The sequence below is a fragment of the Pseudomonas qingdaonensis genome, assembly GCF_018398475.1.
GTDB classification, from domain to species: domain Bacteria; phylum Pseudomonadota; class Gammaproteobacteria; order Pseudomonadales; family Pseudomonadaceae; genus Aquipseudomonas; species Aquipseudomonas palmensis.
Map to the genome: position 1 here is coordinate 270859 of NZ_CP074676.1, position 15887 is coordinate 286745.

General features: G+C 65.9%; 11 protein-coding genes. 7 read left to right on the top strand and 4 right to left on the bottom strand.

Annotated features, from left to right (window positions below):
- Positions 1-122 precede the first annotated feature (122 nt).
- From KH389_RS01265 to KH389_RS01280, 4 genes are all read left to right on the top strand, one after another.
- Positions 123-3008, top strand: coding sequence for an aminotransferase (locus KH389_RS01265; RefSeq protein WP_213606714.1), 2886 nt, complete (start codon positions 123-125; stop codon positions 3006-3008).
- Between the two features lie 198 nt (positions 3009-3206).
- Complete coding sequence (aguB, locus tag KH389_RS01270; RefSeq protein WP_043861659.1) at positions 3207-4085, top strand: N-carbamoylputrescine amidase; 879 nt, start codon at positions 3207-3209, stop codon at positions 4083-4085.
- A 2-nt stretch (positions 4086-4087) separates the two neighbouring features.
- Complete coding sequence (gene aguA / locus KH389_RS01275; RefSeq protein WP_213606715.1) at positions 4088-5194, top strand: agmatine deiminase; 1107 nt, start codon at positions 4088-4090, stop codon at positions 5192-5194.
- 184 nt (positions 5195-5378) lie between these two features.
- On the top strand, positions 5379-5579 hold the full coding sequence (locus tag KH389_RS01280) for a hypothetical protein (protein ID WP_078481589.1): 201 nt from the start codon (positions 5379-5381) through the stop codon (positions 5577-5579).
- Positions 5580-5671: 92 nt separating this feature from the next.
- Here KH389_RS01280 and KH389_RS01285 read toward each other — a convergent pair whose 3' ends face one another.
- Positions 5672-7762 (bottom strand): TonB-dependent receptor, encoded by a 2091-nt coding sequence (locus KH389_RS01285; protein WP_213606716.1) that lies wholly within the window; start codon positions 7760-7762, stop codon positions 5672-5674.
- Positions 7763-8157: 395 nt separating this feature from the next.
- On the opposite strand from KH389_RS01285, the gene KH389_RS01290 reads away from it, so the two are divergent.
- A complete protein-coding gene (locus KH389_RS01290) occupies positions 8158-9447 on the top strand; it encodes an OprD family porin (RefSeq protein ID WP_043861662.1) in 1290 nt (429 codons plus the stop codon).
- A 27-nt stretch (positions 9448-9474) separates the two neighbouring features.
- Here KH389_RS01290 and KH389_RS01295 read toward each other — a convergent pair whose 3' ends face one another.
- Both KH389_RS01295 and KH389_RS01300 read right to left on the bottom strand, forming a co-directional pair.
- Positions 9475-11142, bottom strand: a complete 1668-nt coding sequence (locus KH389_RS01295; RefSeq protein WP_043861663.1) for an FMN-binding glutamate synthase family protein — start codon at positions 11140-11142, stop codon at positions 9475-9477.
- Positions 11143-11256: 114 nt separating this feature from the next.
- Positions 11257-12147 carry a LysR family transcriptional regulator gene (locus KH389_RS01300; protein WP_078481583.1) on the bottom strand — a complete coding sequence of 297 codons (891 nt, stop codon included), beginning with the start codon at positions 12145-12147 and terminating at the stop codon, positions 11257-11259.
- A gap of 97 nt (positions 12148-12244) precedes the next feature.
- Here KH389_RS01300 and KH389_RS01305 point away from each other — a divergent pair, with 97 nt between their 5' ends.
- Complete coding sequence (locus KH389_RS01305; protein WP_213606717.1) at positions 12245-13378, top strand: MFS transporter; 1134 nt, start codon at positions 12245-12247, stop codon at positions 13376-13378.
- Between the two features lie 178 nt (positions 13379-13556).
- Complete coding sequence (locus tag KH389_RS01310) at positions 13557-14735, top strand: MFS transporter (RefSeq protein ID WP_213606718.1); 1179 nt, start codon at positions 13557-13559, stop codon at positions 14733-14735.
- Here the strand turns inward: KH389_RS01310 and KH389_RS01315 are convergent.
- Positions 14729-15883, bottom strand: a complete 1155-nt coding sequence (locus KH389_RS01315) for a lysozyme inhibitor LprI family protein (RefSeq protein ID WP_213606719.1) — start codon at positions 15881-15883, stop codon at positions 14729-14731. The genes KH389_RS01310 and KH389_RS01315 overlap by 7 nt on opposite strands.
- Positions 15884-15887: the final 4 nt, after the last annotated feature.

Below are 15887 nucleotides of genomic sequence, written 5' to 3' on the forward strand. Positions count from 1 at the left end.
GGGTTGGAGGGCGAAATCGACGGCGGGTCAGAATACGTTCAATTCTTTCTCTTCGTCACTCCCCTTGCTTATCGGCAGCAGCGGTGGCGATATAAGCGACAAAAAAAATCGAGGCCTTCTCCATGTCGCTGAACACCCTCATTCACCGCGCCAGCCTGCCATGCCCCGATCTCGACCCGGCCCAGGCGGCGCAGCTGCTGCAGGCGCATTACGGGCTGCAAGGCACGCTGCAGCCGCTGGGCAGCCAGCAGGACCTGAACTTTCGCGTCGATACGCCCCACGGGCGCTTCGTGCTCAAGGTCTGCCATGGCGACTATGCGCAGCAGGAGCTTGAAGCCCAGCATGCGGCGCTGGAGCACCTGCATCGTCAGGGTGTGCCGGTACCGGCCGTTCGTCGTGCCAACGGTGGCGAGCCGTTGCTGGCACTGACGATCGACGGCCAGCCGGTGCGCGCCCGGGTGCTCACCTACATCGAGGGCCAGACCCTGACCCGCCTGCCGTACATGGCGCCGCGCCTGATGCACGCGCTGGGGGCGCTGTGTGCACGGGTCGACCTGGCGCTGGCGGACTTCACCCACCCCGGGCTGGAGCGCACCCTGCAATGGGACCCGCGCCATGCCCAGGCGGTGATCGCCCACCTGCTCCCGGTGCTGGCCGACGGGCCGCGCAAGGTGCGGGTGCAGGCCATTGCCGAGCAGGCCCGCGTGGCGCTAGAGCCGCTTCTGGCGCAGCTGCCGATGCAGGCGGTGCACCTGGACATTACCGATGACAACGCCGTGTGGCAGCGCGATGGCGCACGCGAGTGGCAGTTGCAGGGGGTGATCGATTTCGGCGACCTGCTGCACACCTGGCGCATCGCCGACCTGTCGGTGACCTGCGCGGCGCTGCTGCATCATGTCGACGGCGACCCGCTGCGCATCCTGCCGGCCATCGCTGCGTACCATGCGCTCAACCCGCTGCACGAGGCCGAGCTGCGAGCGCTATGGCCGATGATCGTGGCGCGCGCGGCGGTGCTGGTGCTCAGTGGCGAGCAGCAGGTGGGCGTCGACCCCGGCAACACCTACAGCCGCGACAACCTGGCCCATGAGTGGCAGATCTTCGAGGTGGCAGCCGGTGTGCCGTTTGCATTGATGGAGGCGGCGATCATGCAACTAGCCGGCCTTGCGCCCGCGCCGCTGCCGGCCACGGGCATGCTGCTGCCGGGGTTGCGCGACCAGGCTGTGGCGCGGGTCGATCTTGGCGTGCTGAGCGAGCACTTCAGCACCGGCAACTGGCAGCAGCCCGGCATCGACCAGCACCTGCTGCGTACCCATGCGGCCCCGGCCAGCACGTTGTATGCCCAGTACCGCCTGTCGCAGACTCATATCGACAACCCGCTGGAACCGCACACCTGTGCGCTGCACGTGGAGTTGCACCTGCCCGTGGACAGTGCGCTGGTGGCGCCGTTTGCCGGCACCTGGCGCCACGGCGAGCAGGGCTGGGCGTGCCTTGAAGGTGACGCCTCCAGCCTGTGGCTGCGCGGGGTGGTGCAAAGCCCCGCATCGGGCGCGGTCATCGCCCAGGGCGAGCCGCTGGGGCACGCCACCGAGCTCGAGGTGCAGCTCTGCCGCGTGGCCGGCCTGCAACCGCCGAACTTCGTCGCGCCTTCGCGCGCGCTGGCGTGGCAGGTGCTGTGCCCTTCGCCGGCTGCGCTGCTGGGCTTTGACTGCGACGCCGCGCCACTGCCCGACCCGCATGCCCTGCTGGCGCGTCGCGACGCCAGCTTCGCGCGCTCGCAGAAGCACTACTACCAGCAGCCGCCACATATCGAGCGCGGCTGGCGCAACTACCTGATCGACATGCAGGGGCGCTCGTACCTGGACATGCTCAACAACGTCGCGGTGCTGGGCCATGGGCACCCGCGCATGGTGAGCGAGTCGGCGCGCCAGTGGTCGCTGCTCAACACCAACTCGCGCTTTCACTATGCGGCCATCGCCGAGTTTTCCGAGCGCCTGCTGGCGCTGACGCCGCCGGGGATGGACCGGGTTTTCCTGGTAAACAGCGGCACCGAGGCCAACGACCTGGCGATCCGCCTGGCGTGGGCGGCCAGCGGCGGGCGCGACATGCTCAGCGTGCTGGAGGCGTACCACGGCTGGTCGGTGGCCACCGATGCCATCTCGACCTCCATCGCCGACAACCCGCAGGCATTGAGCACCCGGCCCGACTGGGTGCACCCGGTGACCGCACCGAACACCTACCGCGGCAAGTACCGTGGGCAGGACACCACCGCCGACTATGTGCGCGATGTCGACGAACGCCTGGCCGAGATCGGTGAGCGTCAGCTGGCGGGGTTCATCTGCGAGCCGGTGTACGGCAATGCCGGCGGCATTCCGTTGCCGGCGGGGTATCTGCAGCAGGTGTATGCCAGGGTGCGCGCGCGGGGCGGGGTATGCATCGCCGACGAGGTGCAGGTGGGCTACGGGCGGCTGGGCGAGTACTTCTGGGGCTTCGAGCAGCAGGGTGTGGTGCCGGACATCATCACCATGGCCAAGGGCATGGGCAACGGCCAGCCGCTGGGCGCGGTGATCACCCGGCGCGAGATCGCCGAGGCGCTGGAGGCCGAGGGTTACTTCTTCTCGTCGGCCGGTGGCAGCCCGGTGAGTTGCCGTATCGGCATGGCAGTGCTGGACGTGATGGAGGAGGAGGGCCTGTGGGACAACGCGCGCGAGGTGGGTGGGTACTTCAAGGCGCGTCTGCAGGCGCTTGTCGATAAGTATCCGCTGGCGGGTGCGGTGCATGGGTCGGGGTTCTACCTGGGCCTGGAGCTGGTGCGCAATGCCGCCAGCCTGGAACCGGCCACCGAAGAGACGGCGGCGCTGTGCGAGCGTCTGCGCGAGCTGGGCATCTTCATGCAGCCGACCGGTGACTACCTGAACATCCTCAAGATCAAGCCGCCCATGTGCACTACGCGAGCGAGCGTGGATTTCTTTGTGGACAGTGTGGAGCGGGTGTTGATGCAGGGGGTGTAGCGGCGGAGTCGGGAGGGCGCTGTCCTGCATTCGCTGGCTTGCCAGCGAAGCAGTCAACGAACCCTCCCTTGCGCCGATTAATATCGATTAATAATCGGACGAAACTGAGGGTTTTAATTATTTTTGGCTTTTAAAGCCGATATTTATCGGCTATAAAGTGCTCATCGTCTTCCCTTGTACCTTCCCAAGGAGGTTCCCATGAGCCGTACCGTCACCGTCGCCGCCACCCAGATGGCTTGTTCCTGGGACCGCCAGGCAAATCTCGCCACCGCCGAAAAACTGGTGCGCGAAGCCGCCGCCAAGGGCGCGCAGATCATCCTGATCCAGGAACTGTTCGAAACCCCGTACTTCTGCCAGAAGCCCAACGCCGACTACCTGCAACTGGCTACGCCCACCGAAACCAACGCCGCCATCGCGCACTTCCAGACGCTCGCCAGGGAGCTGCAGGTGGTGCTGCCCATCAGCTACTACGAGCTGGCCGGCCGCGCCCGCTTCAACAGCATCGCGATCATCGACGCCGACGGCAGCAACCTGGGCGTGTACCGCAAGAGCCACATCCCCGACGGCCCCGGCTACCACGAGAAGTACTACTTCAACCCCGGCGACACCGGCTTCAAGGTGTGGCAGACCCGCTACGCCAAGATCGGCGTGGGCATCTGCTGGGACCAGTGGTTCCCCGAGTGCGCCCGCAGCATGGCGCTGCTGGGCGCGGAGATTTTGTTCTACCCCACTGCCATCGGCAGCGAACCGCACGATGCCAATATTCTCTCCCGCGAGCACTGGCAGCGTGTGCAGCAGGGGCACGCCGGCGCCAACCTGATGCCGCTGGTGGCCAGCAACCGCATCGGCCGCGAAGAACAGGACGGCTACGCCATCACCTTCTACGGCTCGTCGTTCATCGCCAACCAGTTCGGCGAAAAGGTCGAGGAACTGGACCAGACCGAAGAGGGCGTGCTGGTGCACAGCTTCGACCTGGACAAACTGGAACACGTGCGCAGCGCCTGGGGCACCTTCCGTGACCGCCGTCCGAACCTGTATGGTGCGATCAAAACCCTCGACGGTTCACTGGAATCCTGACCATGAAGACCCTGAACACTACCCCGCGCGCCGACGGCTTCCACATGCCTGCCGAGTGGGCACCGCAAACCCAGGTATGGATGCTGTGGCCCGAGCGCCCGGACAACTGGCGCCTGGGCGGCAAGCCGGCCCAGGCCGCCCACGTGGCGGTGGCCAAGGCCATCGCGCGTTTCGAGCCGGTCACCGTGGGTGTGTCGGCCGGCCAGTACGAAAACGCCAGTGCGCAACTGGACATGCCCAACATCCGTGTGGTGGAAATCAGCAACGACGACGCCTGGGTGCGTGACACCGGCCCGACCTTCGTGATCAACGACAGCGGCGAAGTGCGCGGCGTGCACTGGGGCTTCAACAGCTGGGGCGGCTTCGAGGGCGGCCTGTACGCACCGTGGAACCGCGACGAACAGGTGGCGGCCAAGGTGCTGGAAATGGAGCGCTGCCAGCGTTACCGCACCGAGGGCTTCGTGCTCGAAGGCGGCTCGATTCACGTGGATGGGGAAGGCACCCTGATCACCACCGAGGAGTGCCTGCTCAACCACAACCGCAACCCGCACCTGAATCGCGAGCAGATCGAGGCGATCCTGCGCGATCAACTGGCGGTGGACACCATCGTGTGGCTGCCCGAGGGCCTGTACAACGACGAAACCGACGGGCATGTGGACAACTTCTGTTGTTACGTTCGCCCGGGCGAAGTGTTACTGGCCTGGACCGATGATTCGCAAGACCCCAACTACGCACGCTGCCGCGCCGCCCTGGCGGTGCTGCAAAGCCAGCGCGATGCCAGGGGCCGTGAATTCGTGGTGCACAAGATGCCGATCCCGGGCCCGTTGTACGCTACCGAAGAGGAGTGCGCCGGGGTCGATCTGGTGGCCGGCAGCCAGGAGCGCAACCCGTCGGTACGCCTGGCCGGTTCCTACGTGAACTTCCTGATCGTCAACGGCGGGATCATCGCGCCGAGCTTCGACGACCCCACCGATGCCGAGGCCAGAGCGGTCCTGGCGCGTCTGTTCCCCGATCACGAAGTGGTCATGGTGCCGGGCCGCGAGCTGTTGCTGGGCGGCGGCAACATCCATTGCCTGACCCAGCAGCAACCCGCCCCTGCCAAGCGCTGAGAGCGGCCTGGCAAATCAAGCCCGTCATCGACGGGCTTTTTTTTGCCTGCGCGATGGCCGGCGACGCAACTGGCACACCTCTTGTATTCGTTTTGCCTTGTATTTCAAGCAAGTACGACGGCGCAGTTCTGTCACAAAGTTTGATTAAGGTAGCCGCTCACACTTCTGGGGAGTACGTGTGGAAATGAATGCGACAAGTGAACCGGTTTCGCACCCGTCGGTGGTGAACCTCGAGGCGCTTGAGGCAGTGGCGCAGTGGTTGAAACACCATGGAACCCTCCGGGTCAGGAAGACCGATCCACGACGTGCACTGGTGGAACGTTATCCACAGGGGTTGATCACCGAGGCAGAGCTCGATGCGCTGCTGGGGGTGTGCTACCGCTGAAACACAAAAGGCCATGTTGGGCCCTTCGCCGGCAAGGCCGGCTCCTACAGGCCACTTGCACCCTGTAGGAGCCGGCCTTGCCGGCGAAGCACTTAGAAGTTGTAGGTACCCGTCACCACCAGGCTGCGCGGATCACCGAACTGGATCTGCCCGGCACTGGTCGCCGAACTGTAGTAGGTCTTGTCGGCAATGTTGCTCAGCGCCGCGCGCACATCCCAATCCTGCGTGCGCCAGCCGACCAGCGCGTCCCAGCTGCCATACCCCGGCAGCACGATGGTGTTCCTGGTATCGGCATAACGCTGCCCCACCAGTGTCACACCCGTTTCGGCGTACCAGCCCATTTCCGGTTTCCAGGTGACGAACAGGCTGGCGTTGCGCCGCGCCACGTCGTTGATGCGGTTGCCGGCATTGCCTTCGGTGTCCTCGACGATGGTGGCGTCCTGCAGGCCGATGCCCCCGCGCACATACCAGTTGCCTCCCAGCTTGCCGGTGGCGGTCAGTTCGACCCCGCGCGAGCGCTGCAGGCCGGTGAGGATGTAGCGGTCGGCGTTGTCCGGGTCGCGGCTGCGGCGGTCGTACAGCTCCAGCTCGTACACCGCCAGGGTGGTGCTCAGGCGCTCGTCCAGCCACTCGCTCTTGACCCCGATCTCCTTCTGCCGTGTATGTTCAGGCCCGGTTTCGTTGGCGTTGCCCGCCGCCCCCGGGGTGATGCCGATCAGGCCACCGCCCACCGGCGAAAAGGTCTTGCTCCACGAGGCATAGAAAGCGTGGTCCCTGAGCGGCGTCCACACCACGCCCAGGCGCGGGCTGGTGCTGTTGCTCTGCTGCTTTTCGCTCAGGCCGCTGACCTTGCTGGTGGTGTCCACCTCGAACCGGTCATGGCGCAGGCCGACGAGCAGTTGCCACTGATCGTTCAGGCGGACCTGGTCCTGCACATACAGGCCACGGCTGTGCACGTCTGTATGGTTGTTGCTGGACACCGCCAGCACGCCATTGTGTTGCTGGCCGCGGTCCGGGTTGAACAGGTCGACGCCCGGCACGCCCTTGCCGCTGCGCAGCAGCGAGTGACGGCGCTGCTCGCCCAGTTCGAGCCCCGTGAGCAGGGTGTGCTCCAGGCCGAAGGTCGACACGTTGCCTTCGATTTCCACGGTGTTGAACAGGTTGCGCGTGTTCAGGTCCTGCTGCCAGCGCTGGCGCCCGACCAGGCCGGTGCTGGCGTTGTAGCCGGTGAGGTAGGTGTTGTCGAAGTCGCTGTCGAGCTGGAACAGGCCCAGGGTATGGCGCAGTTGCCAGGCATCGTTGAGCTGGTAGTTCAGGCGCGAGCGCAGCGACTGCGCGGTGTCGTCGATGTAGTCGCGCTGCGGGTCGCCATAGGTGGTGCTGCGGCTGACATCCACCGGGCGACCGGTGCGCGGATCGCCGGGGATACCGCGGTCGGGCGTGCGGTTGTAGCGGCTGTATTCGTACTGCACCAGCCAGTTCAGGTCCGGGCTGAGCTGCCAGCTCATCGAAGGCGCGAACAGCTGGCGGCTGCCGTCGATGCCGTGGCGGAAGCTGTTGTTGTCTCGGTTGCCCATGTTCAGGCGCAGGCTGAGGGTGTCGCTGGGGTCGGCACTGAGGTCGGCATACAGGCTGCGCAGGTCGTCGCTGCCGCCCTGGGCCTCGATGCTGGAGCGTCGGCCGGCTTCGGGCGCCTTGCTCACGCGGTTGATGATACCGCCCTGGCTGCCGCGGCCGTACAGCACCGCCGCCGGCCCCTTGAGCACCTCGATCCGTTCGATGTTGTACAGGTCGCGCACGTACTGACTGTCGTCGCGGATGCCGTCCAGGTAGAAGTCGTTGCTGGCGTCGAAGCCTCGGATGCGCAGGCTGTCGAAGCGGGTGTCGGCGCTGTTGCTGACGTTGGGGATGCCGCTCAGGGCCTTGCCCAGGTCATGGATGCCGTAGTCGTGCACGCTGGCGGTCTTGATCGAATCGATGGCCTGGGGCACGTAGCGCGCCGGGGTGGAGGTGCGGGTGGCGGTGGTCACTTCCTTGACCCGAGGGTCATCCCGGTCGCTGTCGGCGGTTACCGACAGCTCGGGCAACGTGGTGCTGGCAGCACACGCCAGGCTGGAGCTGAACAGGGCGCAAAGCCCCAGAGACACAGGGGAAAGACGGCAAGGGACAGGCGTGGCACGCATCGACAAAATTACTTGGTGATGAAAAGGGTGCGAATGGTAATGCTTTGCATTCCCAAATGTTAGCGCTATTTACGCACCTTTGTGGTGCGGTCGTATCCAGGTATTTCCACCGGGGCGCAACCGATTGCGGGCTGCCTTGTCTGCGCCGCTGAAGACGGCGTAATGGCCATATGACTTGTCGTTTTCACGAATTTTTGACATGGCCTTGTACGCACGGCTAGGATCGGACCCAACGCCTGTAGGCCCATCGGCCAAGAGTCCCAAGAAAAGGCCCGCTGCACCCTTGTTGCAGGCGGGCTTTTTATTTGCAGACCCGTGAGCGTCAACCCACGCAGGGGGCGTGGTTCCTGGCGTTGGTCGCAGAGCGTAAAACACTCCGAAATAAGGAAAATAACATGTTGAAAACACGGATCAGTCTGATCGCGCTGGGGCTTATGGCGGCGACTCAGGCAATGGCCAACGACCAGGCCGCGTCGAACGGTTTCCAGGAAGACAGCAAGGCCAGCGTTCTGCTGCGCAACGCGTTCATCAATCGTGACAAGAAGCATGGCAGCAGTGACCAGTCCGAGTGGGGCCAGGCCTTCATCGGCAAGTTCTCGTCGGGCTTCACCCAGGGCACCGTGGGCGTGGGCGTCGATGCCTTCGGCCTGTACGCCATCCGTCTGGACGGCGGCAAGGGTCGTAACGGCGGCGCCGGTATCGACTTCTTCAAGCCAAGCGATACCGAACCGAGCAACTCCCCGCACAACCTGGCGCGTGCCGGTGCTGCGATCAAGTTCCGCGTCTCCAATACCGTACTGGCATACGGCGACCAGATGCCGACCCTGCCAGTGCTGAACTATGACGACGGCCGCCTGCTGCCAGAGAGCTTCACTGGCACATCGATCACCTCCAAGGAGATCAAGGGCCTGGAACTGAACGCCGGTCGCTACACCCAGGAAGCGCGCAAGAGCGCCGAAGGTCGCGATAGCGGTGGTCTGAAGTCGATCAACGTGTTCGGCGGCAAGTACCAGTTCACCGAGAATTTCACCGGTGCGCTGTACACCTCCGACGTCGAAGACGTACTGAAGAAGCACTACCTGGGCCTGAACTACGTCCACGCCATCTCCGACGACCAGTCGCTGACCCTGGATTTCAACGGCTACAAGTCGGACATCGACAAGAAGTACGTCAACCGTGCAGGCCTGACCGGTGACCGCAACACCATCTGGAGCCTGGCGGCCACCTACGCCTTCGGCCCGCACTCGATCACCCTGGCGCACCAGCGCAACACCGGCGACACCGGCTACCAGTACGGCTGGTACCAGAACCGCCGCGGCGTGGGTGACGGTGGTTCGACCATCTTCCTGGCCAACTCCTACTGGTCCGACTTCAACGCCGAAGACGAGCGTTCGTGGCAGATCGGCTACGGCCTGGACTTCAGCGCCTTCGGCGTACCGGGTCTGACCTACAACTTTGCATACGTAGCGGGTGACAACATCAACACCCACGGCTTCGGCGAAGGCAAAGAGCGCGAAATCTTCAACCAGTTCAAGTACGTGGTTCAGGAAGGCCCTGCCAAGGACCTGTCCGTCAAACTGCGTAGCTCGTTCCTGCGTGGCACCAACAACCTCAACGCTATCGACTACACCGCAGACGGCAACGAAGTCCGCGTATTCGTCGAGTACCCGATCAGCATCCTCTGATCGATTCGACCTTCAAACAACCCCGGCCTAGGCCGGGGTTGTTTGTTTTCGGCGTACCGCATTCGCCGGCGCCACGGGCGCATCCTGCAATTGCGGCGCGAAGCTGTCGCTGCGGGCCATCCGCCACATCCGTGCATAGAATTCGCTGTCGATCGAGCCGCTGAGCAATTCGCCGGGCTTGAGGAACACGTGCAACTGCGAAAACAGCCGGATCTCGCTGGCGCTGACGCGGCGCACCAGGTGCTTGGGCTTGAGTTCGCTGGGGTGCTCGAGACCGGCGGCCGCGAGCATCTCGGCCAGCGCATGCAGGGTGTTGCGATGAAAGCTGAACACCCGTTCGGCCTTGTCGGGCACCACCAGTGCACGCTGGCGCAACGGGTCCTGGGTGGCCACGCCGGTGGGGCATTGGTTGGTGTGGCAGCTTTGCGACTGGATGCAGCCGATGGCGAACATGAAGCCGCGCGCCGAGTTCACCCAGTCGGCGCCCAGGGCCAGCACGCCGGCGATGTCGAACGCGCTGACGATCTTGCCGGCGGCGCCGATGCGCACCTTGTGGCGCAGGTTCAGGCCCACCAGGGTGTTGTGCACGAACATCAGGCCCTCGCGCATGGGCACGCCGATGTTGTCGCTGAATTCGCGTGGCGCAGCGCCGGTGCCCCCTTCCTTGCCGTCGACCACGATGAAGTCGGGCACGATCTGGGTGGCCAGCATGGCCTTGGCGATGCCCATGAACTCCCAGGGGTGGCCCAGGCAGAACTTGAAGCCCACCGGTTTGCCGCCGGACAGCTCGCGCAACTGCGCCACGAACTCGAGCAACCCCACCGGCGTGCTGAAGGCGCTGTGGGCGGCGGGCGAGATGCAGTCTTCGCCGGGCGCCACACCGCGCGTGGCGGCGATCTCGGCGCTCACCTTGTGCCCTGGCAGAATGCCGCCGTGGCCGGGCTTGGCGCCCTGGCTGAGCTTGATCTCGATCATCTTCACCTGCGGGTCGCGGGCCTGTTCGGCGAAGCGCTGCGGGTTGAAGCGGCCGTGGGCGTCGCGGCAGCCGAAATAGCCGCTGCCGATTTCCCAGATCAGGTCGCCGCCATGTTCGCGGTGGTAGGGGCTGATGCTGCCCTCGCCGGTGTCATGGGCAAAACGGCCGAGGCTGGCGCCCTTGTTCAGCGCGCCGATGGCGTTGGCGCTGAGGGCGCCGAAGCTCATGGCCGAAATGTTGAAGATCGATGCCGAGTAAGGCTGGCGGCATTGCGGGCCGCCGATGGCGATGCGAAACGAGGCCGGGTCGGGGGTGTTGACCGGCAGCATCGAATGGCTGATGAACTCGAAGCCCGGGCGGTACACGTCATTGAGCGTGCCGAAGGCTTTCTCGGCGCTTTCGTTCTTGGCCCGTGCGTACACCAGCGAGCGCTGCGCGCGGGAGAAGGGCAGCTTGTCGTCGTCGCCTTCGAGCAGGTACTGGCGGATCTCGGGTCGGATGGTCTCGATCAGGTAGCGCAGGTTGCCCAGGATCGGGTAGTTGCGCCGCACTGCGTGCTGGCGCTGGCGCAGGTCGTTCAGGCCCACCAGCGAGAGCAGCGTGCCGATCAGGGTCAATGGCCAGAGCCAGGCGTGAGTGGCAAGAAACGGCAGGCTGGCCAGGCTGAACGTGAGGCACGCCGCCAGGCAGGCATAACGGCTGGGAAACGAGAGGCGCATGAATCTTCCGCTGATGATGTTTGTCGCGCCTAGGATAGGCAAAGCACCGCGGCGGACAACCCGCGGTTTCGGTAAAACAGTTTTATCCGCGCCGTGCTTGCCAGGCGCCGGGGCTCATGGGCCCGGCTGGTTGATGATCGCCAGGAACGCCTCGGCCGCCCGCGAACGGCCGTGCCGGCGGCTGATGGCATGCAGCGCGATGTGTGCATCGGCATCGCTGAGCGGGCGGTAGCACACGCCCTTGCGTTCCAGCGCGCTGGTGCAGGCCGGCACCACCGCCACGCCCTGGCCGGCGGCGACCAGGGCGATGATGGTGGTGGTCTGCTGGCCGCTGGGGCCGCGGTGCAGCGCCAGGCCAGCGTTGGCGAACAGGGTCTCGATGGCCAGGTTGAGGCCGGTGCCGTGCTGCTCGGGGTAGAGGATCACCGGGCGCTGCTGCAACTGCGCCAGGCTGACCTGCGCCTGGTCACTGAGCGGGTCGCTGACCGGCAGCGCCAGCAGCAGGGGTTCGTGCTCCAGGGTGTCGGTGTGCAGGTTGTGCTCGGCGGGGGGCGGCAGGCGGCTCAGGCCGATGTCCAGGGTGCCGTCGCGCAGCTGCGCCCACTGGTTCATCGACGCCTGTTCGATCAGGTTCAACTGCACCTCGGGGAAGGCCTGGGCGAAGCGCTGGATGGCCTGGGTAAAGCGGTCGCTCAGGGCTACGGAGCTGGCATAGCCCAGGCTCAGGTGGCCGGCCATGCCGCTGGCGAGCCTGGCGGCCATGGTTTCGGCCAGCGCCAGTTGCTCGATCACGTTGCGTGCATAGGGCACGAAGGCCTGGCCCTGCACGGTGAGGCTGACGTTGCGGCTGCTGCGCTCGAACAGGCTGAACCCCAGCTGGGCTTCCAGCGCCGAGATCTGCCGGGTCAGCGCGGGCTGGGCCAGGTGCAGGGCCTGGGCGGCGCGGCCGAAATGCAGGGCCTGGGCCACGGCCAGGAAATAGCGCAGTTTGCGGAGGTCGAGCATGGTGCACCTTGAGGTATCGATCGGTCCGAAATCGGTATTGGCCCGGGGCGAGTGGGGCGCCGTATAAAGGGCGCCACACACTTTAACGAGTTTTGCCATGCAGGCGCCTTCTTCGGCTGCGCGGGTCGCGATGTTGTTGTGCGGCTGCGCGGCGTTCCTCCCCTTGTACGCCACCCAGGGCATCCTCGCGCAACTGGCCCGGCAGTTTGCCGTGGACATTGGCCAGGTGAGCTGGAGCCTGACCATCACCACCCTGATGGTGGCGTTGACTGCGCCCTGGGTCGGCTGGCTGGCGCGGCGCTGGTCCCCGGTGACGCTGATCGTGGTGGCGGCGTTGCTGCTGGCCACCCCGGTGCTGCTGATGGCCACGGTGGGCAGCTTTGCCGAGCTGCTGCTGTGGCGGGCGGTGCAGGGCTTGCTGATACCGGTGATCTTCGCCTGCAGCGTGGCGCTGATTGGTGAGCGATGGCAGGGCGCGAGCGTGACCGAGGTCACCAGCCTGTACGTGACCGGCACCATCCTGGGCGGCTTTGCCGGGCGCTTCGTGGTGGCGTGGGTGACCGAGTACTGGGGCTGGCGCGAAGCGTTCGAGGTGCTGGCGCTGGTGGTGCTGCTGATGGGGCTGGGGATTCGCTGGCTGCTGGTGCTCGAACCGGTGCCGGCGAGCAGGCGCAGGGCCAGTGCGCCACCACGGTTTGGCTGGCCATTGTGGTCGGCGTGTGCGGTGGGGTTCTGCGTGCTGTTTTCACAGGTGGCGTCGTTCACCTATGCGGGGCTGCACCTGAGCCGGGCGCCGTTCGGGCTGGGGGCGGCGGCGCTGGGGTCGATCTATGCGGTGTTTCTGCTGGCGCTGGTGGTCACGCCGATTGCCGGCCGCCTGGCCAGGGCTCGCCCGCCGTTGCACCTGCTGATGGTGGCGGGCGTTGTCGGCGCGGTGGGCATCGGCCTGACGCTTGTGCCCACGCTGTGGGTGATCGTGCTGGGGCTGGCGTTGAGCTCGACCGGGGTGTTCCTGGCGCAGGCGGCGGCCAACACCTTCATTGCGACCACGGCCGGCGCGAACAAGGCCGGGGCGATCGGGCGCTACCTGACCTGCTATTACCTGGGCGGGAGTGCCGGCGCGCTGTTGCCGGCGGTGCTGTGGCAGCAGTGGGGCTGGACCGGGTGCGTGGTGCTGATTCTGGGGTTTCAGGCGGTGTTCATGTTGATCGGGCGGGTGGGCTGGCGCTGAACCCTTCGGCCCCTTCGCGGGTCAAGCCCGCTCCCACAAGGACAGCGGGGATCCTTGTGGGAGCGGGCTTGACCCGCGATGCGTTAGTCCGGTCGGCACAGATCCCAACTCCGGTACATCCACAACTGCCACCGCCAATCCCCATGCTAAAACAGCCATACCCATCGGCGGACCCACCATGACAAAAACAACCACCCCGCATTTCGGCCTGCTGTGCCTGGCCAGCTACCTGATGTCGCTGTCCTACGGCTCGACCTTTCTGCTCTCGCTGCTGGTCACTTCCCGAGGTGGCAATGAACAGGACGCCGGCAGCATCATCGCCATCGCCATGCTCAGCACCGTGATCGCCGTGCTCGGCAGCGGCCATCTCGCCGACTGGCTCGGCACCGCCCGCGCCATCGCGCAGTCGGCGCTGTGCCTGATCGGCGCCTGCCTGGGCTTTGCTCTGGTACCTGGTGTCGACTTCAGCCTGTGGCTGTGCGGCCTGCTGCTGGGCCTGGGCTGGGGCGCGTTCTACACCCTGGGCCCGATCCTGGTTGCCGCGCTGGTCGAGCCGGCCCGGCGCACCCACTGCTTCGCGCTGCTGTCAGGCAGCATGATGAGTGGCATCGGCTCCGGCCCGCTGGCCGGCAAGCTTGCCTCGCTGCTGCACCTGCCACTGGAAACCGCGTTCTACACCGCCGCCCTGGCCGCCGCTGTGGGTATGCTGGTCTTCGCCTGGCTGGCCCGCCAGCACCCGGCACAGGCGGCCAGCGCCCGCATCAGCCGCCACGCCGGCATCCAGGTGCTGCGCTCGTCGGCGCGCTGGCCGATCCTGATGGTGGGCCTGGGCGGCGCGGTGTTCGGCGGGCTGGGCAGCTTTCAGACCACCTACGCGGCCAGTCGCGGGCTGGACTATTCGCTGTTCTTCGTCGGCTTCATGCTCGCCGCCATCGGCTGCCGGCTGCTGATCGCCGGCTGGGTGGTGCGGCATGACGCCTACCGCACCTCGTGCCTGCTGACCGGGCTGATGGTGCTGGCCGTCATCGCACTGGGCTGGTGGGTGCAGGACGCCCTCAGCTACCTGCTGGCGGCGGCGTTGCTGGGGGTGGGCTACGGGCTCAACTATTCGGTGATCAACGGCCTGGCGGCCAACGAAGCGCCCGCCGGCTACACGCCGCAGGCACTGCTGCTGTTCAGCCTGGGGTACTTCATCGGCGTGTTCGGCTTCCCGTTGCTGGCCGGCACCCTGATCGTGCAGGGCGGCCCGCATGCACTGCTGCTCAGCGTGCTGTGCGTGGCGCTGCTCAACTGGCTGGTGAGCGTGGGCCGGCTGTTCGGGCGCTGGCGGGCCCGAGCGTTGCCACAGGGTTACTGATCCGGGGCGATGGCGAACATCAGCTGGTTCTCCTGCACATACACCAGCGCTTCGCGGCCATTGATGTCCACCGGGCGGGCCGACACCGCCTCGTGCTCGGGCACGACCTTGGACAGCACCTTGTTCACCAGGTCGACCCGCCAGACGCAGGCCATGCCGCCACTGTTGTCGAAGTACAGCACCGGGCGGTGTTCGCTCCAGGTCGGGTTGACCAGGCTCCAGCCACTGGAGTCGGGCGCCATCACGCTCTCGTAGCCGCGCGAGTTGCCATCGCTTTCGTAGGCCAGGCGCAACTGGTCGTTGGCCACGTTGAGGTCTTCGAGCACACGCGCCTTGGCAAAGCGCACGGTGTTGGAGCCGGCGTGATAGCCCTGGGTGGTCGGTTGCGGCGGCTGCTGGCTGCCCACGGCATACACCATCGACTGCTCCAGCTCGCCGTTGCTGCGCTGGCGGTAGTAGAACGCGCCGTCCTGCACCCCGGCATAGCGCTCGCGCTGGTCGTTGAAGCCGCTGTGGGACCAGCCGGCAAAGCGCACGTTGCGCGCGATCACATGCCAGCCGGGGTGATCGTCGGCGTATTCGAGCAGGGTACCGGAGGTGGCCCGCATCACGTGTTTGTCCTGCACGTAGGTGGGCCCGTCAGGGTCGCCGGAGACGTACACGAACGCGTGCAGTACGCCGTCCTTGACGGTCACATCGATCAGTTGCGCCACCGAGTCCTCGCTCATGCCGATGAACGGGGCCAAGGCAAAGCGCTGCCACGGCGCGTCCTCGACCTTTGCGTACACCTCGCCCTTGGGCAGAGGTGCGAGGCTGTCGGAGGCAACCGGCACCGGTGCCGGCAAGGCGGTCAGCCGGCGGATCTGGCGGTCGTAGGCGCTCTCCAGGCACTCGGGGGTCTTGCACTGGTTGCGCACGTTCTTCAGCCAGTCGGTTTCCAGCTCGCGGAATATCTTCTGCGCCTTGAGCGGGGTGTACAGCGCATTCAGCTGGTCGTCCTTGGCCGACAGCGAGGGCGTGTTGCAAATCGCGGTTTCCAGAATCGTGTTGGCCCTGCTGCAATCGAAACCGGCGGCCGAGGCCACCGGCGCGTGCAGGGCCAGGGCCAGCAAGGCGGGCAGGGTGAGCAGGCGGGTCACGGTATGCATGGGG

Bases quoted from the DNA above. Each gene is read 5' to 3' on its own strand.
- KH389_RS01265 (WP_213606714.1), top strand. From the start codon at position 123: ATGTCGCTGAACACCCTCATTCACCGCGCCAGCCTGCCATGCCCCGAT.
- aguB (WP_043861659.1), top strand. From the start codon at position 3,207: ATGAGCCGTACCGTCACCGTCGCCGCCACCCAGATGGCTTGTTCCTGG.
- aguA (WP_213606715.1), top strand. From the start codon at position 4,088: ATGAAGACCCTGAACACTACCCCGCGCGCCGACGGCTTCCACATGCCT.
- KH389_RS01280 (WP_078481589.1), top strand. From the start codon at position 5,379: ATGAATGCGACAAGTGAACCGGTTTCGCACCCGTCGGTGGTGAACCTC.
- KH389_RS01285 (WP_213606716.1), bottom strand. From the start codon at position 7,762: ATGCGTGCCACGCCTGTCCCTTGCCGTCTTTCCCCTGTGTCTCTGGGG.
- KH389_RS01290 (WP_043861662.1), top strand. From the start codon at position 8,158: ATGTTGAAAACACGGATCAGTCTGATCGCGCTGGGGCTTATGGCGGCG.
- KH389_RS01295 (WP_043861663.1), bottom strand. From the start codon at position 11,142: ATGCGCCTCTCGTTTCCCAGCCGTTATGCCTGCCTGGCGGCGTGCCTC.
- KH389_RS01300 (WP_078481583.1), bottom strand. From the start codon at position 12,147: ATGCTCGACCTCCGCAAACTGCGCTATTTCCTGGCCGTGGCCCAGGCC.
- KH389_RS01305 (WP_213606717.1), top strand. From the start codon at position 12,245: ATGCAGGCGCCTTCTTCGGCTGCGCGGGTCGCGATGTTGTTGTGCGGC.
- KH389_RS01310 (WP_213606718.1), top strand. From the start codon at position 13,557: ATGACAAAAACAACCACCCCGCATTTCGGCCTGCTGTGCCTGGCCAGC.
- KH389_RS01315 (WP_213606719.1), bottom strand. From the start codon at position 15,883: ATGCATACCGTGACCCGCCTGCTCACCCTGCCCGCCTTGCTGGCCCTG.